This is a genomic window from Janibacter endophyticus (genome assembly GCF_016888335.1).
GTDB lineage: Bacteria > Actinomycetota > Actinomycetes > Actinomycetales > Dermatophilaceae > Marihabitans > Marihabitans endophyticum.
In genome coordinates, this window is sequence record NZ_JAFEJG010000004.1 from 178,724 (window position 1) to 197,299 (window position 18,576).

At 72.8% G+C, this 18,576-nt stretch carries 21 protein-coding genes and 1 riboswitch; of the genes, 9 read left to right on the forward strand and 12 right to left on the reverse strand.

Features of this window, described 5'->3' with window-relative positions; translation table 11 throughout:
- The first annotated feature begins 3 nt into the window (after nt 1-3).
- The 4 genes from JNO54_RS00895 to JNO54_RS00910 all read left to right on the forward strand — a co-directional run bounded on the left by JNO54_RS00895 (nt 4) and on the right by JNO54_RS00910 (nt 3,828).
- Complete coding sequence (locus tag JNO54_RS00895) at nt 4-882, forward strand: oxygenase MpaB family protein (protein ID WP_204142193.1); 879 nt, start codon at nt 4-6, stop codon at nt 880-882.
- Between the two features lie 188 nt (nt 883-1,070).
- Nucleotides 1,071-1,352 carry a metal-sensitive transcriptional regulator gene (locus JNO54_RS00900; RefSeq protein WP_204142194.1) on the forward strand — a complete coding sequence of 94 codons (282 nt, stop codon included), beginning with the start codon at nt 1,071-1,073 and terminating at the stop codon, nt 1,350-1,352.
- A 59-nt stretch (nt 1,353-1,411) separates the two neighbouring features.
- The gene (locus JNO54_RS00905; RefSeq protein WP_204142195.1) at nt 1,412-1,630 is read left to right on the forward strand and encodes a heavy-metal-associated domain-containing protein; all 219 of its coding nucleotides are present in this window, start codon (nt 1,412-1,414) and stop codon (nt 1,628-1,630) included.
- Entirely contained in the window at nt 1,630-3,828 is a 2,199-nt protein-coding gene (locus JNO54_RS00910) for a heavy metal translocating P-type ATPase (protein ID WP_204142196.1), read from the forward strand. Before JNO54_RS00905 ends, JNO54_RS00910 begins: the two co-directional genes overlap by 1 nt.
- Nucleotides 3,829-3,889: 61 nt before the next feature.
- Here the strand turns inward: JNO54_RS00910 and JNO54_RS00915 are convergent, their stop codons facing one another.
- A complete protein-coding gene (locus JNO54_RS00915) occupies nt 3,890-4,525 on the reverse strand; it encodes a VOC family protein (RefSeq protein ID WP_204142197.1) in 636 nt (211 codons plus the stop codon).
- A gap of 71 nt (nt 4,526-4,596) precedes the next feature.
- Nucleotides 4,597-5,397 (reverse strand): RNA methyltransferase, encoded by an 801-nt coding sequence (locus tag JNO54_RS00920; protein WP_204142198.1) that lies wholly within the window; start codon nt 5,395-5,397, stop codon nt 4,597-4,599.
- A 30-nt stretch (nt 5,398-5,427) separates the two neighbouring features.
- Between JNO54_RS00920 and JNO54_RS00925 the strand changes: the two genes are divergently transcribed.
- Nucleotides 5,428-6,162: a phosphatase PAP2 family protein gene (locus JNO54_RS00925; RefSeq protein ID WP_204142199.1), complete on the forward strand. Its 735-nt coding sequence runs from the start codon at nt 5,428-5,430 to the stop codon at nt 6,160-6,162.
- Nucleotide 6,163: 1 nt separating this feature from the next.
- Here JNO54_RS00925 and JNO54_RS00930 read toward each other — a convergent pair whose 3' ends face one another.
- Both JNO54_RS00930 and JNO54_RS00935 read right to left on the reverse strand, forming a co-directional pair.
- A complete protein-coding gene (locus JNO54_RS00930) occupies nt 6,164-6,964 on the reverse strand; it encodes a DUF1206 domain-containing protein (protein WP_307817990.1) in 801 nt (266 codons plus the stop codon).
- The gene (locus JNO54_RS00935; protein WP_307817991.1) at nt 6,961-7,758 is read right to left on the reverse strand and encodes an HAD family hydrolase; all 798 of its coding nucleotides are present in this window, start codon (nt 7,756-7,758) and stop codon (nt 6,961-6,963) included. The genes JNO54_RS00930 and JNO54_RS00935 overlap by 4 nt, the downstream gene beginning before the upstream one ends.
- 72 nt (nt 7,759-7,830) lie before the next feature.
- Nucleotides 7,831-7,961: riboswitch (FMN riboswitch) on the forward strand.
- 98 nt (nt 7,962-8,059) lie between these two features.
- Here JNO54_RS00935 and ribD point away from each other — a divergent pair.
- The 4 genes from ribD to ribH are packed head-to-tail and all read left to right on the forward strand — an operon-like array spanning nt 8,060 to nt 11,413.
- On the forward strand, nt 8,060-9,118 hold the full coding sequence (gene ribD / locus JNO54_RS00940; RefSeq protein WP_307817992.1) for a bifunctional diaminohydroxyphosphoribosylaminopyrimidine deaminase/5-amino-6-(5-phosphoribosylamino)uracil reductase RibD: 1,059 nt from the start codon (nt 8,060-8,062) through the stop codon (nt 9,116-9,118).
- Nucleotides 9,118-9,723: a riboflavin synthase gene (locus JNO54_RS00945; protein WP_204142201.1), complete on the forward strand. Its 606-nt coding sequence runs from the start codon at nt 9,118-9,120 to the stop codon at nt 9,721-9,723. The genes ribD and JNO54_RS00945 overlap by 1 nt, the downstream gene beginning before the upstream one ends.
- Entirely contained in the window at nt 9,720-10,949 is a 1,230-nt protein-coding gene (ribB, locus tag JNO54_RS00950; RefSeq protein WP_204142202.1) for a 3,4-dihydroxy-2-butanone-4-phosphate synthase, read from the forward strand. Before JNO54_RS00945 ends, ribB begins: the two co-directional genes overlap by 4 nt.
- Nucleotides 10,946-11,413: a 6,7-dimethyl-8-ribityllumazine synthase gene (gene ribH, locus JNO54_RS00955; RefSeq protein WP_204142203.1), complete on the forward strand. Its 468-nt coding sequence runs from the start codon at nt 10,946-10,948 to the stop codon at nt 11,411-11,413. Before ribB ends, ribH begins: the two co-directional genes overlap by 4 nt.
- A 39-nt stretch (nt 11,414-11,452) precedes the next feature.
- Here ribH and JNO54_RS00960 read toward each other — a convergent pair whose 3' ends face one another.
- The 8 genes from JNO54_RS00960 to JNO54_RS00995 form a co-directional block, all read right to left on the reverse strand.
- Nucleotides 11,453-12,328: a siderophore-interacting protein gene (locus JNO54_RS00960; protein WP_204142204.1), complete on the reverse strand. Its 876-nt coding sequence runs from the start codon at nt 12,326-12,328 to the stop codon at nt 11,453-11,455.
- Entirely contained in the window at nt 12,325-13,149 is an 825-nt protein-coding gene (locus tag JNO54_RS00965; RefSeq protein WP_204142205.1) for an ABC transporter ATP-binding protein, read from the reverse strand. Before JNO54_RS00965 ends, JNO54_RS00960 begins: the two co-directional genes overlap by 4 nt.
- Nucleotides 13,146-14,204 (reverse strand): FecCD family ABC transporter permease, encoded by a 1,059-nt coding sequence (locus JNO54_RS00970; RefSeq protein ID WP_204142206.1) that lies wholly within the window; start codon nt 14,202-14,204, stop codon nt 13,146-13,148. Before JNO54_RS00970 ends, JNO54_RS00965 begins: the two co-directional genes overlap by 4 nt.
- Nucleotides 14,201-15,193, reverse strand: a complete 993-nt coding sequence (locus tag JNO54_RS00975) for a FecCD family ABC transporter permease (RefSeq protein ID WP_204142207.1) — start codon at nt 15,191-15,193, stop codon at nt 14,201-14,203. The genes JNO54_RS00970 and JNO54_RS00975 overlap by 4 nt, the downstream gene beginning before the upstream one ends.
- On the reverse strand, nt 15,190-16,242 hold the full coding sequence (locus JNO54_RS00980; protein WP_204142208.1) for an ABC transporter substrate-binding protein: 1,053 nt from the start codon (nt 16,240-16,242) through the stop codon (nt 15,190-15,192). Before JNO54_RS00980 ends, JNO54_RS00975 begins: the two co-directional genes overlap by 4 nt.
- Before the next feature lie 205 nt (nt 16,243-16,447).
- Nucleotides 16,448-17,008 (reverse strand): orotate phosphoribosyltransferase, encoded by a 561-nt coding sequence (pyrE, locus tag JNO54_RS00985; protein ID WP_204142209.1) that lies wholly within the window; start codon nt 17,006-17,008, stop codon nt 16,448-16,450.
- Between the two features lie 22 nt (nt 17,009-17,030).
- Nucleotides 17,031-17,807 (reverse strand): SDR family NAD(P)-dependent oxidoreductase, encoded by a 777-nt coding sequence (locus JNO54_RS00990; RefSeq protein WP_204142210.1) that lies wholly within the window; start codon nt 17,805-17,807, stop codon nt 17,031-17,033.
- Nucleotides 17,804-18,553, reverse strand: coding sequence for a dienelactone hydrolase family protein (locus JNO54_RS00995; RefSeq protein ID WP_204142211.1), 750 nt, complete (start codon nt 18,551-18,553; stop codon nt 17,804-17,806). The genes JNO54_RS00990 and JNO54_RS00995 overlap by 4 nt, the downstream gene beginning before the upstream one ends.
- Between the last annotated feature and the right edge of the window lie 23 nt (nt 18,554-18,576).

Sequence of the window (18,576 nt, forward strand, 5' to 3'; positions counted from 1 at the left end):
CCGATGGAGCACGTCCGTCGCGCGCTCGCCGAGGCCGTCCGGTCCCGGGTCGGCGGACCCGAGCGGGCAAAGCGCGAGCAGCGGATCTGGGGCACGGCCGGGCCGCGCTGGTTCACGCCCGACGACCCGATCTGGCGGGTGCACAAGGACCCGATCATGTTCATCGGCGGGCTGCGCTCGCTCTTCGTGCAGTCGCTGCACCCGCTCGCGATGGCCGGTGTCGACCAGCACTCCGGCTACCGCGGCGACCCCTGGGGGCGGCTGCAACGGACCAGCCTCTTCATCGCGACGACGACCTACGCGCGCGTCGAGGACGCCGAGACGATGATCCGGGCCATCCGCTCGATCCACACGCAGGTCACCGGGACCGACCCCCAGGGACGCGTCTACGAGGCGAACGACCCGCACCTGCTCGCCTGGGTCCACGCGGCGGAGTGCCACTCCTTCCTCGTGAGCCACCAGGCCTATGCCGTGTCACCGCTGTCGGACGCGGACGCCGATACCTACGTCGCGCAGATGGGTTCGATCAGCGAGCGGCTCGGCTTCACCGGCGCGCCGACGACGGTCGCCGAGCTCGAGGCGACGATGGACGCGTACCGGCCCGAGCTCGAGGGCACGGAGGCGGCGGTGCGGACGATCCGCTTCGTGCTCGACGAGCCCGACCTGCCGCTCGTCGCCCGCCCCGCCTACGCAGCGCTCGCGCATGCTGCCCTCGCCGTCACGCCTGCCTGGGCCCGGACGATGCTCCAGCTCGACGAGACCCGCTGGCGGCAGGCGCCGCGGGTCGGTCCCGTCGCCGGCGCGGCCGCGATGCGCGTCATGCGGTGGGCCATCGACCACCCGGCGGACGACCCCTTCGCCCCCTGCCGGCAGCCGACGTAGCAGGGAAGCTGCTCGCGGGTACGACGACCGTTGCTCGGCCGCCCAGCCTCGAGAACCCCGCTCCGGCGGGGCGCGGCCCGCGTCCGATCGGACCAATGGTCGTCGTACCCGAGCGTCACGTTGGGGCGCCGGAGCCAGCTCTCGGAATACCGGTAGGGGGTATGGGTATTGATGCTAGTATGACCACCATGAACGGCTACAGCGCCGACAAGGACGCCTACCTCAAGCGCCTCGCGCGCATCGAGGGGCAGGTCCGCGGCATCAAGCGGATGGTCGACGAGGACGTCTACTGCATCGACATCCTCACCCAGGTCAGCGCGGTGACCAAGGCCCTCCAGGCCGTCAGCCTCGGCCTGCTCGAGGACCACGTCGGCCACTGCGTCGTCGAGGCCGCCCGCGAGAGCGACGAGGCCGCCGCCGAGAAGGTCCGCGAGGCCAGCCAGGCCATCGGGCGCCTCGTCCGATCCTGACGCTTCGGGGCTCCTCCGCACCTCAGGGACCACCCACCACCCCCACCAAGGAGATCACCATGAGCGAGCAGACCACCTTCACCGTCACGGGCATGACCTGTGGCAACTGCGTCAAGCACGTCACCGAGGAGCTCCAGGAGATCGACGGCGTCGCCGACGTCTCCGTCGACCTCGTCGCCGGCGGCGACTCCCCCGTCACGATCACCACCGACAGCCCCGTCAGCCAGGACGCCATCACCGCGGCCGTCGACGAGGCGGGCTACACGGTGACCTTCTGATGACGACCCCGACCACCACCGAGGAGGTCACCGACCTCCAGGAGGTCGACCTCGCGATCACCGGCATGACGTGCGCCTCGTGCGTCGCCCGCGTCGAGAAGCGGCTCGGCAAGCTCGACGGCGTCACCGCGAGCGTCAACCTCGCGACCGAGCGCGCCCACGTGACCTACCCGGCCACGATGACGCCCGACGAGCTCGTCCAGACCGTCGAGGCCAGCGGCTACGGCGCGAGCGTCCTCGACGCCGGCAGCCGCCTCGCTCCTCCGGAGCACACCCACGTCCGACTCGACGACCTCCGCCGGCGGCTCCTCGTCGCGGCTCCCCTGGCGCTCGTCGTCGTGGTCCTCGCGATGGGCCCGTGGCGGTTCCCCGCCAACCCGTGGCTGCAGATGCTCCTCACGGCCCCCGTCGTGCTCTGGTGCGCGTGGCCCTTCCACCGCGCCGCGGCGCTCAACGCCCGGCACCTCACCTCGACGATGGACACGCTCGTGAGCATCGGCGTGAGCGCAGCCTTCCTGTGGTCGCTCGTCGCCCTCGTCGTCGGCCCGGACGGGCACCCGCGCGAGCACGGGCACTACTACTTCGAGACGGCCGCGGTCGTCACCGCCTTCCTCCTCCTCGGTCGCTGGCTCGAGGCCCGGGCCAAGGACCAGGGCCGCTCGGCACTGACCAGCCTCATGGACCTCGGCGCCAAGAGCGTTGCGGTGCAGCGGATCTCGGCGACCACCCGGGCGACCACCGAGGTCGTCATCCCGATCGACGACCTGCGCGTCGGCGACCACTTCGTCGTCCGCCCGGGCGAGAAGGTCGCGACCGACGGCGTCGTCGTCGACGGAGTGAGCGCCATCGACACCTCCGTCGTCACCGGCGAGTCGATCCCCGTCGACGTCGAGGCCGGGAGCACGGTCAACGCCGGCACGATCAACACCTCAGGCCGGCTCGTCGTCGAGGCCACCGCCGTCGGCGCCGAGACCTCGCTCGCCGCGATCACCCGGCTCGTCGAGCAGGCCCAGACCGGCAAGGCCGACGTCCAGCGCCTCGCCGACCGGGTCTCCGCGGTCTTCGTGCCCGTCGTCCTCGTGCTGGCGCTGCTGACCTTCGTCGGCTGGTGGATCGGCTCGGGCAGCGCGACGACCGCCATCGGTGTCGCGATCACCGTCCTCATCATCGCCTGCCCCTGCGCCCTCGGGCTCGCGACGCCGACGGCCCTGCTCGTCGGCACCTCCCGCGGCGCGCAGAAGGGCATCCTCATCAAGGGCCCTCAGGTCCTCGAGGACACCCGCAGCATCGACACCGTCGTCATGGACAAGACGGGGACGATCACCACCGGCCAGACCCGCCTGACCGACCTCGCCGCGGAGCCCGGGCTGCACCCCTTCGCCGCCCTGGCGGCCGCCGCCGCCGTCGAGCGGGGCAGCGAGCACCCGATCGCTCGCGCCATCGTCGACCGCGCCGAGGAGAAGGGGATCAAGATCCCCGACGCCACCGGCTTCAAGGCCCTCCCCGGGGCCGGCGCCCAGGCCGAGGTCAAGGGCACGCTCATCACCGTCGGCCTGCCCGAGCTCTTCGACGAGGTCCCCACCGAGCTCACGACCCTGGAGCGAGCGGGCACGACCGTGCTCGTCGGCTGGGACGGCCGCGCCCGCGGCGCCCTCACCGTCACCGACGACGTCCGCGAGACCTCCGCCCAGGCGATCCGCGACCTGCGGGCCGAGGGTCTCGAGGCCTGGCTGCTCAGCGGTGACACCGAGCGCAACGCCCGGGCCGTCGCGGAGAAGGTCGGTATCGACCCCGAGCACATCGTCGCTGGCGTCAAACCGCACGAGAAGCACGCGAAGATCGCAGCCCTGCAGGAGCAGGGTCGCGTCGTCGCGATGGTCGGCGACGGGGTCAACGACGCCGCCGCGCTCGTCCAGGCCGACCTCGGTCTGGCGATGGGTGCCGGCACCGACGTCGCGATGGAGTCCGCCGACATCGTCCTCGTCCGGGACGACCTCGCGTCGGTCCCCGAGGCGATGGCCCTCTCCCGGCGCACGCTCGAGGTCATCAAGCAGAACCTCGTGTGGGCCTTCGGCTACAACACCCTCGCCATCCCGCTCGCGATGGCGGGGCTGCTCAACCCGATGATCGCGGGCGCGGCGATGGCCTTCAGCTCGGTCTGCGTCGTCCTCAACAGCCTGCGACTGCGCAGCGCCTGACCCACGGCGAAGGGGGCCGCCCGGGTGATCCGGGCGGCCCCCTTCGGGTGTCGGTCAGCCATCAGATGGTGACGGAACCGTTCGGCGTGCGGAGCGTGACCGAGAGCAGGCCGGGCGTGCCGTGCGGGGCGACGAACTGGTAGTCGATGCCCGTGTCCTGCGGCGCCTCGGGCAGACCCAGCCAGTCGAGGACCCGGGCGGGATCGCCGGCGATGAGCAGCGACTCGATGCGCACGTCCGCGGTGTTCTCGGCGCTGGGGTGGTCGCTGTCCTCGTCCCACTTCACGAAGAACGGCAGCTGCGGGTCGGCCTGGGTGCCCTTGATGCCGATCTGGCGCCAGCTGAAGACGCGACCGTCGGGCAGCTTGCGGCAGCCCTCGACGGACTCGCGGCCGAGACGGCTCTCCACCTCGGTGAGGTCGTCCACCTGGATGACCCAGCCCATCCATCCGCCGCCGGACCCGGAGCGGGCACGCACGACCTGGCCGAAGGGCGCCTTGTCGGACGCGGGGTGGTCGAGCACCTCGACGACCTCGATGTAGCGGCCGTCAGCCAGCGGCAGGATCTTGTTGCGCGTACCGAAGCGCGGATGGACGCCGCCGTCGACGGGCGTCACACCGATGGCCTCACCGAGGCGCTCAGCGGTGGCCTGCAGCCCTGCAGGCTCGGCGGCGAAAGAAACATGGTCGACGCGCATAGGAGGCATCGTGGCACGGGCCCCGCGCTCCGACCGAATCGCCCCTGCGACGAGCGGTCGTCCCCTGCTGATCAGGGACGACGCTGGCGGACTGCCTCGTAGAGGACGATCGCGGCAGACGTCGCGACGTTGAGCGAGTTCGCCTGTCCCACCATGGGGATCCGCACGCGGTGGTCCGACGCGGCGAGCGCCGCGGTGGTGAGCCCGTACTTCTCGGACCCGACGGCGACGGCGACCGCGCCGGAGTAGTCGACGTCGGTGTGCAGCGTCTCGGTGTCGGGTGTCGTCGCGACGACGGCGATACCCCGCTCCCCCAGCCAGGCCCATGCCTCGGTGCGGGTCGTCGCCACGACGGGGACCGAGAAGACCGTGCCCTTGCTGCCCCGCACGACGTTGGGGTTGCCCCAGTCGGTGACGCAGTCGGCGGCCACGACGAGGTCGACGCCGGCGGCGTCGGCCGTGCGCAGCATGGCCCCGAGGTTCCCCGGCTTCTCCACCCCTTCGACGAGGAGGACGAAGGGGTGAGCCGGCAGCTCGACCTCGTCCCAGGTGAGTCCGGGGGCGGGCATCTTGGCGAGGACACCGTCGGGACCCTCGCGGTAGGCGACCTTGTCGAAGGCCGCCCGGGAGAGCTCGACGACCGTCGCGCCGGCGGCGCGGGCGGCCTCGACGGCCTCGGGGCCGTAGTCCTGCATCAGCTCGGGGCAGTGGTAGACGGCGAAGGGGGTGACCCCGGCCTCGAGCGCGAGGGTGAGCTCCTCGGTGCCCTCGAGCACGGTCGTGCCGGTCTCCTCCCGCGTGCGGCGTCGGCGGAGCGCGACGAGCTCCTTGAGGCGGGGGTTCGACGGAGAGGTGATGTGCAGATCGGCCATGACGGGTCCAGGATGCCGCAGACTGAACCGATGCCGAGCAGCGACGAGCCCGAGCCGACCACCCAGACCCGACATCTCGAGCCTCGGCGGCCCAGCCCGTGGCGGCTCCTCGTCGCCTTCCTCGTCATGGCCGCGGCGATGCTCGTCACGGCCTGGGTCGGCAAGCAGGTCGTCCTCGCGAGCTCCTCGGTGCGCGACCTCGACGAGCGCGTGAGCGACGCAGCCGTGACCTTCTCGCTGGCCAGGCCCTGGCTCGTCGACCTGCTCCTCGGCTGGTCGCACGCCACCGAGCCGTGGGTCCTCTACCTGCTGCTCACGGTCCTCGCCGGCGGCCTCGCCCTCCGGGGGCTCGTGCAACGCCGGGCGCTGTGGATCGTGCCGGTCGCGCTCGTCGGGTGGGGTCTGGCGGTCCTGTGCAAGCTCATCGTCGGGCGTCCCCGCCCCGTGCCCGAGGAGGCGATCAAGCACTCCCTCGGCTACAGCTATCCCTCCGGGCACGCGACGAACAGCACGATCGCGATGATCCTGCTCGTCGTGCTGCTCTGGCCGCTGGCCCGCCGGGCGTGGTCACGCACGCTGCTCGTCCTCGGGGCGGCGAGCGTCGCCGCGCTCACCTGCCTCGACCGTATCTTCCTCGGCGTGCACTACCCGAGCGACGTCGTCGCCGGCGTGCTCGTCGGGTCGGCGATGACGGCGGCCGCACTGCTCATCGGGCTGCGCCGGCAGCCGGGGCCGACCCGACCACCTCGGTCGAGCCGCGCGTAGCTCAGTCGAGCTTGGCGTAGCGGGCGCGGACGAAGCAGTACAGGCCGAAGGCGAGGATGCCGAGCGCCACCGCGGTGAGCAGGTAGGGCCCGAAGGGCTGGTCCTTGAGGGACTTGAGCGCCCCGTCGAGCCCGGTCGCCTCCTCCGACTCCTGCTGCCAGGCAGCGACGACGAAGAAGACCCCGACGAGGGCGAGCACGACCCCCTTCGCCGGGTAGCCGAAGGTCCCGACGCTCGTCGCGAGGACGCCCGGGTTCTTCGTGAGGTCGCCGAGGAAGCCGTGAGTGACTCCCTTGCGGACGTAGTACGCGCCGACACCGATGACGACGAGCCCGACGGCTGCGACGAGGACCTGACCGGCCGGGTAGCTCATGAGGGTCTGCGTCACGCCCTGGGTCTGCTCCTCGCTCGAGCCGCTCGACCCGGATCCCGCGGCGAAGCGCACCGCCGTCCATGCGATCGCGGCGTAGACGACGGCCTTGGCACCCGACTTCGCCCGGTCGGTCGCCTCGCTCTCCCCGGACGGGGGCGAGACGACCTCGGTGAGGTACCAGAGGGCCAGCGCACCGGCGCCGACGACGAAGACCCACAGGGTCACCGTGCCGAGCGGCTGCGACGCGAGGGCCGCGAAGGCGCCCGACTGGTCGGCCTGTCCGCCTCCTCCGCCCCAGGCGACCTGGAGCGCGATGACGGCGATGACGACGTGCAGCAGCCCGTTGACGACGTGGCCGACGCGGGCGAGCGCGATGAGTGCCGGGTGAGAACCGATCGCGTCGGCGGTGCGGCGGGCTTCCTGGGTCACACCAGCGAGCGTAGGACCTCCGCGAGCCCGTCGGCCTCTACGGTGCCGGTCACCTCGTCGGCAGCCGCCTTGACCTCGTCCGGGGCCTGCCCCATGGCGACACCGCGCGCCGCCCAGCGGAGCATCTCGAGGTCGTTGCGCTGGTCGCCGACGGCGACCGTGAGGTGCGGCTCGACGTGGAGGCGACGGCGGACGATCTCCAGCGCCGACCCCTTCGACACGCCCTCGGGGTTGATGTCGAGCCAAGCGGTGAAACCGATGGCGTACGTGACCCCGTGCAGGCCCGCCTGCTCGACGATCTCGGCGAACTCCTCGGGTGTCGCCTCGGGCATGCGGAAGGTCACACGGGTCGTGCGGTGGCGCAGCAGCTCGTCCCACGGCACGACGGTCTGCGCGCCCTGGAGCTCGTCCTCGGGGTAGGGGGCGCTGAGCCGGTGCCCGACGCCGAGCTCCTCGACCGCGACGAGCGCGTCGGGCATCACGGTGCGCAGCCGGGTGAGCACCGGTGCCGGGTCGAAGGTGACGATGTCGTCGTCGTCGACCGTCCAGCCGTCTGGCGCTTCGGGGTCGAGCCGGACGGTCACCGCACCGTTGGAGCAGACGGCCCATCCGGTCTGCAGGTCGAGCATCTCAGCGATGGGCATCGTCGCGACGACGCTGCGCCCGGTCGCGATGACGACGTGGTGACCCGCAGCGCGGACCGCGTCGATCGCCTCCTTGACCGCCGGGCGCAGCGTGCCGTCGTGAGTGATCGTCGTGCCGTCGATGTCCAGGCAGATGAGGTGCGGATCCACGACGCTCACGCTAGACGGTCCGGTGTGCGGCACGTCATGGCGGCGTCGTCGCGGGTCGGGGTACCGTCGAGCCATCGTGCTCCGGGGTCGGTGCAATTCCGAGCCGGCGGTGACAGTCCGCGACCCGCTCGCAGCCAGCGAGCGGTTGACGAGGTGAAACTCCTCGACCGACGGTGAAAGTCCGGAAGGGAGGCAGCACGACGGGCAGGCGCATTCCCCGACGACGGGCGCGCCGCAGCCCTGACGCGACCTCGCGCGCACGCACACCCCGGAGCTGGACCGACACCGACCGGAGGCAGCCGTGGGGACCACGCCCGAAGACACCACGTGGATGCGTCGTGCCCTCGAGCTCGCGGCCCTCGGACCCGCCGTCGACCCCAACCCCCGGGTCGGCTGCGTCGTCGTCGCCCCCGGCCCGGACGGTCAGCCCGAGGTCGTCGGCGAGGGCTGGCACCGAGGAGCCGGGACCGCGCACGCCGAGGTCGGGGCCCTCGAGGCCGCCGGCGACCGGGCGAAGGGCGCGACCGCCTACGTCACCCTCGAGCCGTGCTCCCACACCGGACGCACCGGCCCGTGCACCGAACGCCTCCTCGCCGCCGGGATCGCCCGGGTCCTCCACGCGGCGTCCGACCCGGGGGCGACCTCGGGCGGCGGCGGGGACGTCCTGCGCGCCGCCGGCGTCCAGGTCGAGCACGGGGTGCTCGAGGACGAGGCCCTCGAACTCGTCCGGGACTGGCGTATCGCCACGACCCTGGGCCGGCCCCGCGTCACGTGGAAGTACGCCTCCACCCTCGACGGTCGGCTGGCCGCCGCCGACGGGACGAGCCGGTGGATCACCGGGCCCGAGGCCCGCGCCGAGGTCGGCCGGGAGCGCGCCGCGCACGGCGCGGTCCTCACCGGCACCGGCACCGCGCTGACCGACGACCCGCACCTCACCGCCCGCGCCGCCGACGGAAGCCTGCTCCCCCACCAGCCCCTGCGGGTCGTCATGGGCGAGCGCCCGCTGCCGGACGGGGCGAGGGTCCTCGACGACGCGGCACCCTCCCTTCGCCTGACGACCCGGGACGTCCACGCCGCCCTCGCCGCCCTCCACGAGCGGGAGATCCGGTCGGTCTGGCTCGAGTGCGGACCAGCGCTTGCTGCCGCCTTCTGGCGGGCGGGGTGCGTCGACGACGTCGTGGCCTACGTCGCACCCGCGCTGCTCGGCACCGGGCCCGCCGCCGTCGGCGACCTGGGCATCACGACCATCGCGGACGCCCACCGCCTCATCACCCGCGCCGTCCGCCAGGTCGGCGACGACGTCCGGATCGACCTGCGGGTCGAGCGCCCCACCCACCCCACGAGCTGCGAGGAGCAGTGATGTTCACCGGGATCATCGAGAAGATCGGCACCGTCCTGGCCGTCGAGCACGGCACGGGTGAGGACGCCCGCCTCACCGTCGGTGCGAGCACCGTGCTCGCCGACGCGCGGCACGGCTGCTCGATCGCCGTCGCCGGGGTCTGCCTCACCGTCGTCGAGCACGACGAGAGCCGCTTCGTCGCCGACGTCATGGGCGAGACCCTCCGCTGGACGACCCTCGGCGCGCTCCAGGTCGGTGACCGGGTCAACCTCGAGCGGGCGCTGCGGGCTGACGGGCGGCTCGACGGGCACATCGTCCAGGGGCACGTCGACGGCGTCGGCGAGGTCGTCGGACGCACCGCGCACGAGCGCTGGGAGGTCGTCACCGTGCGAGCGCCCGAGGAGCTGCGCTCCCAGGTCGTGCGCAAGGGCTCCGTCGCCGTCGACGGCACCTCGCTGACCGTCAGCGCCGTCGCCGACGACACCTTCGAGGTCTCGCTCATCCCCGAGACGCTCACCGCGACCACGCTCGGCGCCCTCTCCCCCGGCGACCGGGTCAACCTCGAGACAGACGTCCTCGCGAAGTACGTCGCCGGCCTCCTCACCCGGACGGAGTCGACGGCATGACCTTCGCGACGATCCCCCAGGCGCTCGACGCGCTGCGTGTCGGCCGGCCGGTGCTGGTCCTCGACGACGCCGATCGGGAGAACGAGGGCGATGTCGTCCTCGCTGCGCAGAGCGCCACCCCCGAGTGGCTCGCCTGGACGATCCGGCACACCTCTGGGTACATCTGCGCGCCGATGCCCAACGAGATCGCCGACCGGCTCGACCTGCCGCTCATGGTCGCTCGCAACGAGGACTCGCTCCGGACCGCCTACACGATCACCGTCGACGCTGCCGAGGGCGTGACGACGGGGATCAGCGCCGCCGACCGGGCGCGGACGCTGCGCGTCCTCGCCGACCCTGTGGCCACCCCGGGCGACCTCGTCCGCCCTGGCCACGTCGTCCCCCTCCGAGCCCGCGAGGGGGGTGTGCTCACCCGCCGGGGCCATACCGAGGCCACCGTCGACCTCTGCCGGCTCGCCGGGCTGGCGCCCGTCGGCGCCATCGGGGAGCTCACGGCGGACGACGGGACGATGCTGCGGACCAACGACGTGCTCGCGCTCGGCGCGCAGATGGACCTGCCCGTCGTGACGATCACCGACCTCGCCGCCTGGCGCGAGCTCTACGACCGGGTGGAGCGGGTGGCCACGACGACGCTGCCGACCCGGCACGGGCGGCTGACGATGCACGGCTATCGCGACCTCGTCACCGGCGACGAGCACCTGGCCATCACCCGACCCGGAGGGACCCGGGTGAGGGTGCACTCCGAGTGCCTCACCGGGGACGCGCTCGGCTCGACCCGCTGCGACTGCGGGCCCCAGCTCGACGCGGCGATCGCCGAGGTCGCCAGCCACGGCGGCGCCGTGGTCTACCTGCGCGGGCACGAGGGTCGTGGCGTCGGGCTGCTCGAGAAGCTCCGGGCCTATGCCGAGCAGGACGCCGGCGCCGACACCGTCGACGCACAGGTCGCGCTCGGGCTCCCGGTCGACGCCCGTGAGTACGGCGCGGCCGTCGGGATCCTGCACGACCTCGGGCTCACCGAGATCGACCTCATGACGAACAACCCGACGAAGATCGAGGCGCTCGAGCATGGCGGGATCACCGTGCGACGCACGCCGATCCACGTCGGCCAGGGACCGGACAACTCCGCCTACCTGACGACCAAGGAGCAGCGGATGGGGCACCTGCCCGCTGCCGACGACGACACGGCGGCTCGCACGAGCGGGTCGCGCACGAAGGAGATCGCATGAGCGGCCACGGAGCACCGACGACCAGCTGCGACGCGAGCGGCCTGCGGGCCGTCATCGTCGCCGCGAGCTGGCACCAGACGGTGATGGACGGCCTCGTCGCGGGCGCGCGCCGAGGCGCCGAGGCGTGCGGGCTCCCCGACGTCGAGGTCGTGCGGGTGCCGGGGACCTTCGAGCTGCCGGTCGCCGCCGCGCGGCTGGCGCAGGACCATGACGTCGTCGTCGCGCTCGGGGTCGTCATCCGGGGCGGCACCCCGCACTTCGACTACGTGTGCCAGGCGGCGGCGGTCGGCCTGACCGAGGTGTCCGTGCGCACCGGGGTCCCCGTGGGCTTCGGCGTGCTCACGTGCGACACCGACGAGCAGGCGCTCGACCGCGCCGGGCTGCCTGGCTCCTCGGAGGACAAGGGCTTCGAGGCGGCGACGGCGGCGCTGACGACCGCGGTCACGCTTCGCGACCGGGGCTGATCCAACCATGCGAAGGGGTCAGGGCCGCGCGGCGCCGGATCAGGGGCGGGCGGCACCGAGCTTCCAGTACCCGCTGAAGAGCACGTGCCGGCGCTCCATGCCGAGCTCCTTGACGAGCAGGCGCCGGATCCCGGTGACCAGGCCCGACTCGCCGCACAGCCAGGCGTAGTCGAGGTCGGCGGTGTCGCTCGCGTGCTCGCCGCGCAGGGCGTCGAGGACGGCCGTGCCCGGGGCGGCGTCCCCCCGCGCGTGGACCGTCATGCCCTCGGGCACGCCGAGCGCGCGCGCCATCTCGAGCGTCGGCGTCTCGACGTGGATGCGCAGCTCACCGGAGAGCCCCCGCTGGGCACGGTCGTCGAGCACGGCAAGCAGCCCCGGCACGGCCGTCTCGTCGACGACGAGGAGCTGCGGGCCCGAGACATCGTCACCCCGGTACAGCGCCCCGCCGGAGACGAAGCCCGCAGGGTCACCGACCTTCGCCCGCGTCACCCACGCCGATCCGGGCCCGCTGTCGCCGTGCGTCACGACGTCGACGTCGATCTCTCCAGTCTCCGGCCGGTGCGCCCGGATCGTGTACCACCGCAGGTCGGGCCGGTCCGCCTCGTCGATGTCCGCGACCGCCGCACGCACGTCACGGCGCTCCGGGTCCGGCATGACGAGCGGCCCCTTCGGCATGACCAGACCGAAGTACTCGTCGGCGCCGACCCGCTCGAAGGAGCGCAGGCCCGCACCCGTCAGGGTGAGGCGGCGCACCCCTTCGCCGAGGTCGGTCACCGCCGAGACGACCGTCTCGTGCATCTCCTGCGTCGTGCGGTCCCGGGTCGGCGCCATCGCCGCCCCGGCATAGGCCCGCGATGCACCCTCGACGAGGGAGTCACGGACGCGGCGGCCGGCACGGGTGAGGATCTCGGTCATGACAGGTCTCCTGGTGTGGTCAGTCCCCGCGGCAGCACCACAGGGGTCCCGGTGTCGGGGTCGGTGAGGATGCGGCAGCGGATGTCGAAGACCTCGTGGACGAGCTCTTCGGTGACGACCTCGCGGGGCTCTCCCTGGGCGATGATCCGTCCGTCGCGCATCGCGATGATCCGGTCGGCGTAGCGCGCTGCCATGGCGAGGTCGTGCAGGACCATGACGACGGTGGTGCCCCGCTCGGCGTTGAGACGACGCACGAGCTCGAGCACCTCGACCTGGTGCGCGATGTCGAGGAAGGACGTCGGCTCGTCGAGGAGCAGGATCTCCGGCCGCTGCGCGAGCGCGAGCGCGACCCACACCCGCTGCCGCTGCCCCCCGCTCAGCTCGTCGACGAGCCGGTCGGCGAGGTCGATGGTGTCGGTGAGCCGCAGCGCCTCGGCGACGACCGCATCGTCCTCGGCCGAGTGGCGTCGCAGCAGCCCCTGGTGCGGGTGCCGGCCGTGGGCGACGAGCTCGGCGACGCACAGGCCCTCGGGCGCGACGGGCGACTGCGGGAGCAGCCCGATCTGTCGCGCGACCGCCTTCGTCGGCAGGTCCGCGATGGCGCGTCCGTCGAGGAGTACCGCGCCGGACCGGGCAGGCAGCAGCCGGGCGAAGCCACGCAGGAGGGTCGACTTGCCGCACCCGTTGGGACCGACGATCGCCGTGACCTGCCCGTCCGGGACGTCGAGGTCGAGCCGGTCGACCACGGCGGCCTCGCGGTAGCCGAGGGTGAGGCTCTGCGCCCGCAGCTGGGGCCCCTGTGCGGCACGTCCGGTCGTCATCGCACCTCCACGCGCGATCGGGTGGCGATGAGCCACAGCAGGAAGGGTGCCCCGGCGAGCCCGGTGACCACGCCGACCGGCAGGTTGGCCCCGCCCGGCATGAGGTAGGCGGCGATGTAGTCCGCGGCGAGGACCATGAGGGCGCCGACGAGGCCGATGTCGACCAGCCGGGTCCGACCGGCGTGGAGCCGACGCCCGATCGGCCCGGCGAGGAGCGCGACGAAGGCGATCGGGCCGCAGACCGCGCAGACCGCGGCCACGAGCACGACGACGGCGAGCATGCCGAGCGCACGCGTCCGGCGCACCGGCACCCCGAGCCCCGCGGCGAGGTCGTCGCCGAGCAGCATGAGCCGCAGCTCACGGTGCAGCACGAGGGTGAACGCGAGCACGATCGGGACGAGCACGGCGAGGCGGGTGATCTCGCCCCACGAGGCACGGGCCACCGAGCCGGAGAGCCACGCCATCGCCTCGGACAGGCGGTAGACGTCGGCGCGCAGCAGGACCCAGTGGATCACCGCGACGAGCATGGCGGCGCAGCCGACGCCCACGATGATCAGGGCCTGCTCACCCCCCTTCGCCCCCTGGCTCAGCAGGACGAGGACCGCGGCGACGACGACGGCTCCGGCGAAGGCGAAGCCCGTCACGCTCGCCCCGCTCGCGCCGAGGACCACCATCGAGAAGAGGGCCGCGGCCGAGGCTCCCCCGGTGAGCCCGAGGATGTCCGGGCTGCCGAGCGGGTTGCGGACGAGGTCCTGCATGACCGCTCCGGCCACGCCGAGGGCGCTGCCGGCCAGGACCGCGAGGACCGCACGGGGCAGCTTGGACTCGAGGACGATGAAGGAGGCCCCCGGGATGCTCTCGCCCCGGATGATCCGCAGCGTGTCCGGGATCGTCACCGTGTAGTCGCCGAGGGTGACCCGGACGACGAAGGCCGCGGCGACGAGCACGAGCAGCACGCCCGTCACCCGGCCGGCTCGCACCGTGCGTCGGCGGCGGGCGGCACGCACGGTCGCGGCGTCGGCGGCGCGCTGAGCGGCCAGGATCGGGGCGCTCATCGGCGCACCGCCCGGCGGGCCACGAGGATGAGGACGGGGGCGCCGAGCACCGCGGTCATGACACCGACCTGGACCTCCGACGGAGGGGTGACGACCCGTCCGAGGGTGTCGGCGAGGAGAAGCAGGGCGGGGCCGCCGAGCAGCGAGCCGAGCAGGATCCGACGGTGGTCGGTGCCGCTCACGAGACGGACGAGGTGAGGGACGGCCAAGCCGACGAAGGCGATCGGCCCGGCGACCGCGCACGCGGCCGCGGTGAGCAGCAGCGCACCGAGGAGGGCGCCACCGCGGGCCAGCAGGACCCGCTGGCCGAGCGCGCGGGCCAGGTCGTCGCCCAGCGCCATGGTGTTGAGGGTGCGGCCCGACGTCAGGGTGAGCGCGAGACCGACGACGACGAAGGGGGCGACCGGCCACAGGAGCGTCGCCTCCTTGCCCGCCACGGAGCCCACCTGCCAGTGCCGGAAGACGTCGAGCGCCCCGTCGTCGCTCACGAGCAGGCCGACCATGATGCTCGACGTCGCTGCCATGATCGCGGCCCCGCCCAGCGCGGTCGTCATCGGCTGCCGGCGGAGCGGCACGGTGAGTGTGATCGCGTAGACGAGCGCGCCCGTGAGGATCACCCCGAGCAGGGCGGTCCACAGGTAGCCGGTGACCGAGGTGAGCACGCCGGCGCGGATGCCGATGACGACGAGCAGCGCCGCCCCGCTGTTGAGGCCGAGGATGCCCGGCTCGGCGATGGGGTTGCGGGTCAGCCCCTGGAGCACCGCGCCCGCGACGGCGACGCAGGCGCCGACGACGACCGCGACGATGGTGCGGTCGACCCTCGCCTCGACGATGCCTCCGGCCAGCTCGTCGCCCGCACCGCGCAGCGCCGCCACGATCTCGCCGGGGGCCAGTGCCTGGGCTCCGACGAAGACGGACAGGACGACCGCCGCGGCCAGCAGCACGAGGCCGCTGACCGCGACGGTCGCCGTCCGGGACGCCGGGGTCACGAGGCGGGCTTGCCCTGGGCAGCGTCAGAGAGCTTGGGCAGGAACTTCTCCAGGGCCACCGGCAGCGACAGCGGCGTCGGCGACGACATGGTCAGCGCCGTCGCGTTGTCGGCGGAGGCGATGTAGTGGTCGCTCTCGAGGGCCGGGATTGTGCCGAGGAGGGCGTCCTTCTTCAGCGCGTCGACCTCCTCCGGCTTCGTCACGTAGAAGATGAGGATGTCGGACTCGAGCGTCTGCGCCTTCTCCGCGGAGATGTCGAAGCTGAAGGCGCCGTCCTTCGCCTGCGAGGACACCGCCTCCGGCGTCGTCATCCCGAAGCGCTCGAGCATCTGCGGGCGTAGGTCGCTCGGGCCGTAGACGGTGAGCTTGGACAGGTCGGTCGGGCTGAACCACACCCACGCGGCGCTCTTGCCCTTGATCGCGGGGTACTTCGCGACCGCCTCGTCGATCTGGGCGTCGATGTCGGCGACGATCTCCTCGGCCTTCTCGCTTTGGCCCAGGGCCTTGCCCACGGTGGTGACGCTGTCCTCCCAGGCGGTTCCCCACGGCGCTCCCGCGTAGGCGACGGTCGGGGCGATCTTCGCGAGCTTGTCGTACTCCTCCTGCGAGATGCCGGAGTTCACGCCGAGGATGAGGTCCGGGGAGAGCTTGGCGATCTCGTCGACGGGGACGCCGTCGGCGTCGTCGTAGCGGACGATCTCGGCGTCTGGGTCGATGGCCTCGGTCGCCGCGTCGAACCAGTCGGTGGACTTGTTGTCGTTGCCACCCCAGGTGATCGCGGGTGCACCCACCGGCACGATGCCGAAGGCAGCGACGACGTCCTGGTCGGACCAGCCGACGGTCGCGATCTTCGTGGGGGCGCTCTCGATCGTCGTCTCGCCGAGGGCGTGCTCGATCGTCACCGGGAAGGCGTCGGCTGCTGCGCTCGTGCTCCCTCCGCCGGAGGTGGCGTCGGCGGAACCGGACGGGCCGGTCGAGCAGGCACCCAGCGCGATCGCGGGGGCGAGGGCCGCGGCAGCGAGCAGCACGCGGCGGGTAGGACGGGGCATCGGTGACCTCTCAACAGGGACGGAGCGCCGGCGATCGGCGACTTAGGTGAGCCTAAGTTAGGCTTACCTAAGCAGCCATGCAAATCCCCTTCGTCGGACGGACACAGCGCCGCTCCAGCACGTCGGTGCGAAGACGGTCCGGACGGGATTCCGGCCAGATCGTCTTCGAACCGAAAGGTGAAGGCGACCGCCCCCTCGAAGCCCGTCAGGCGAGGCCGAGGTCCTCGAGGGTGTAGGCGAAGCGGTAGGGCACGCCCGCCTCGTCCTCGATCCGGGCGCCGGCACCGGTCGCGCGGTCGGCGATCGTGGCGACGGCGACGACCTCTCCCCCTACCTCGCGGACGGCGCTCACGGCCTCGAGCGGCGAGCTGCCGGTCGTCGTCGTGTCCTCGACGACGAGCACCCGGCGGCCCTCGACCGACGGCCCCTCGATGCGCTGCTGGAGCCCGTGCGCCTTGCCCGCCTTGCGGACGACGTAGGCGTCGAGCCGCTCCCCCTCCGCCGCGGCGGCGTGGAGCATCGAGGTGGCGACCGGGTCTGCGCCGAGGGTCAGCCCGCCGACGGCGACGACGTCGAGGTCGGCGACGAGGTCGCGCATGACCCGCCCGACGAGCGGAGCGGCCTCGCCGTCGAGGGTGATGCGGCGCAGGTCGACGTAGTAGTCGGCCTCCTTGCCCGAGGAGAGGGTGACGCGTCCGTGGACGATCGCCTTCTCCTTGATGATCTCGAGCAGGCGGGCCTTGTCAGCGGCGATGTCGGTGGTCACCCGCCCATCCTACGAAGGGAGGTCAGCGTCGGCGGCGGTGGACGGCCAGGACCGCCGGGTTGCGGACGAGAGCCCTCGGGAGGTGGCGCAGGGCGGTGACGAGCGCCTTGTACTGCGGGCTGGGGATGCTCACGGCTCGCCCGCGGTCGGCGTCGGCGAGGGCCTCGCGGACGAGGTCCGCGGCATCGAGCCAGAAGGGTCCGGTGCGCTCGCCCCGGTCGATGCCGGCGCGCTCGTGGAACTCGGTGACGACGAAGCCCGGGCACAGCGCGGTCGCCGTGACCCCCGTTCCCCGCAGCTGGGTCGAGAGCGACTCGGTGAAGACCGTGACATAGCTCTTCGCCGCGGCGTAGGTGCCGCTCGTGATGAAGCCGGCGACCGAGGAGACGTTGATGATCTGTCCCCTCCCCCGCGTCGTCATCGAGCGGGCGGCGGTGTGGCTCAGCACGAGAACCGCACGGACGAGGACGTCGAGGAGCCGCTCCTCCTCCTCGACCGAGGTCTCGACGAAGGGGGTGCCCAGCCCGTATCCCGCGTTGTTCACGAGGATGTCGACGGGCGCCTGTCCCGGCCTCGCGGCGACCCGGTCGGCGACCCGCTGCACCTGTGCCCGGTCCGAGAGGTCGGCGGGCAGGACCTCGACCTCCACCCGGTGCCGCTCCCGCAGCTCCACGGCGGCCGCCTCGAGCCGCTCGACGTCACGAGCGACGAGCACGAGGTCGTGGCCGCGCGCGGCGAGCTGCTCGGCGAACTCGCGGCCGATCCCGGCGGTCGCGCCGGTGACGAGTGCGGTGCTCACGCGCGCAGGGTCCGGTCGAAGAGGGTGCGCAGCTCCTCGAAGTGCCGCTCGGCGCCGGCCTCCTGGTAGCTCGAGGTGTCGCTCATCGTGAAGCCGTGCGGCGCGTCGGGGTAGATCGTGCTCTGCGCCTCGAGCCCGGCCGCGGCGAGCGTCGCCTCCAGCGTGGCGATCGCCTCCGGCGGGTTGAGCTTGTCCTGGTCGGCGTGCCCGTAGACGAAGGCCGCGCGGGCCGTCGCGAGCCGGGTGTGCGGGCTGTCCTTGTCGGGCGTCACGAGCCCGGCGCCGTGGAAGCCGCCGCAGGCGGCGACGCTCGGCTCCAGCCCGGCCGCCCGGGTGGAGAACCTGGCCCCCATGCAGTAGCCGGTGACGCCGATGGGGCCCGGGTCCACCCCTTCGACCCCCCGGAGGGCGGTGACGTAGTACGGGAGATCCGCCTCCATCCGGGCACCGGTGAGCTCCGCGAGGTAGGAGCCCGAGACCTTGCCGTACGCCGCCCGCTCCTCGGGGTCGCGCAGGTCGGTCGTCGGCGTCGTCTCGGCGGCCGTCCCGGAGCGGTAGAAGGTGTTGGGCGCGAGGACGACGTAGCCCCACGACGCGATCCGGTCGGCCATCTCCTCGATCCGCGGACGCAGCCCGATGGCGTCCATGAAGAGGATGACGCCCGGGTACGTGCCCTCGGCATCCGGGCGGGCGAGCACCGCCTCGACGGTGCCCTCGGCGGCGGGGATCTCGATGAAGGGGCGCATACGGGCGACGATATGAGCCGTCA

Bases quoted from the DNA above. Each gene is read 5' to 3' on its own strand.
- JNO54_RS00895 (WP_204142193.1), top strand. From the start codon at position 4: ATGGAGCACGTCCGTCGCGCGCTCGCCGAGGCCGTCCGGTCCCGGGTC.
- JNO54_RS00900 (WP_204142194.1), top strand. From the start codon at position 1,071: ATGAACGGCTACAGCGCCGACAAGGACGCCTACCTCAAGCGCCTCGCG.
- JNO54_RS00905 (WP_204142195.1), top strand. From the start codon at position 1,412: ATGAGCGAGCAGACCACCTTCACCGTCACGGGCATGACCTGTGGCAAC.
- JNO54_RS00910 (WP_204142196.1), top strand. From the start codon at position 1,630: ATGACGACCCCGACCACCACCGAGGAGGTCACCGACCTCCAGGAGGTC.
- JNO54_RS00915 (WP_204142197.1), bottom strand. From the start codon at position 4,525: ATGCGCGTCGACCATGTTTCTTTCGCCGCCGAGCCTGCAGGGCTGCAG.
- JNO54_RS00920 (WP_204142198.1), bottom strand. From the start codon at position 5,397: ATGGCCGATCTGCACATCACCTCTCCGTCGAACCCCCGCCTCAAGGAG.
- JNO54_RS00925 (WP_204142199.1), top strand. From the start codon at position 5,428: ATGCCGAGCAGCGACGAGCCCGAGCCGACCACCCAGACCCGACATCTC.
- JNO54_RS00945 (WP_204142201.1), top strand. From the start codon at position 9,118: ATGTTCACCGGGATCATCGAGAAGATCGGCACCGTCCTGGCCGTCGAG.
- ribB (WP_204142202.1), top strand. From the start codon at position 9,720: ATGACCTTCGCGACGATCCCCCAGGCGCTCGACGCGCTGCGTGTCGGC.
- ribH (WP_204142203.1), top strand. From the start codon at position 10,946: ATGAGCGGCCACGGAGCACCGACGACCAGCTGCGACGCGAGCGGCCTG.
- JNO54_RS00960 (WP_204142204.1), bottom strand. From the start codon at position 12,328: ATGACCGAGATCCTCACCCGTGCCGGCCGCCGCGTCCGTGACTCCCTC.
- JNO54_RS00965 (WP_204142205.1), bottom strand. From the start codon at position 13,149: ATGACGACCGGACGTGCCGCACAGGGGCCCCAGCTGCGGGCGCAGAGC.
- JNO54_RS00970 (WP_204142206.1), bottom strand. From the start codon at position 14,204: ATGAGCGCCCCGATCCTGGCCGCTCAGCGCGCCGCCGACGCCGCGACC.
- JNO54_RS00980 (WP_204142208.1), bottom strand. From the start codon at position 16,242: ATGCCCCGTCCTACCCGCCGCGTGCTGCTCGCTGCCGCGGCCCTCGCC.
- JNO54_RS00995 (WP_204142211.1), bottom strand. From the start codon at position 18,553: ATGCGCCCCTTCATCGAGATCCCCGCCGCCGAGGGCACCGTCGAGGCG.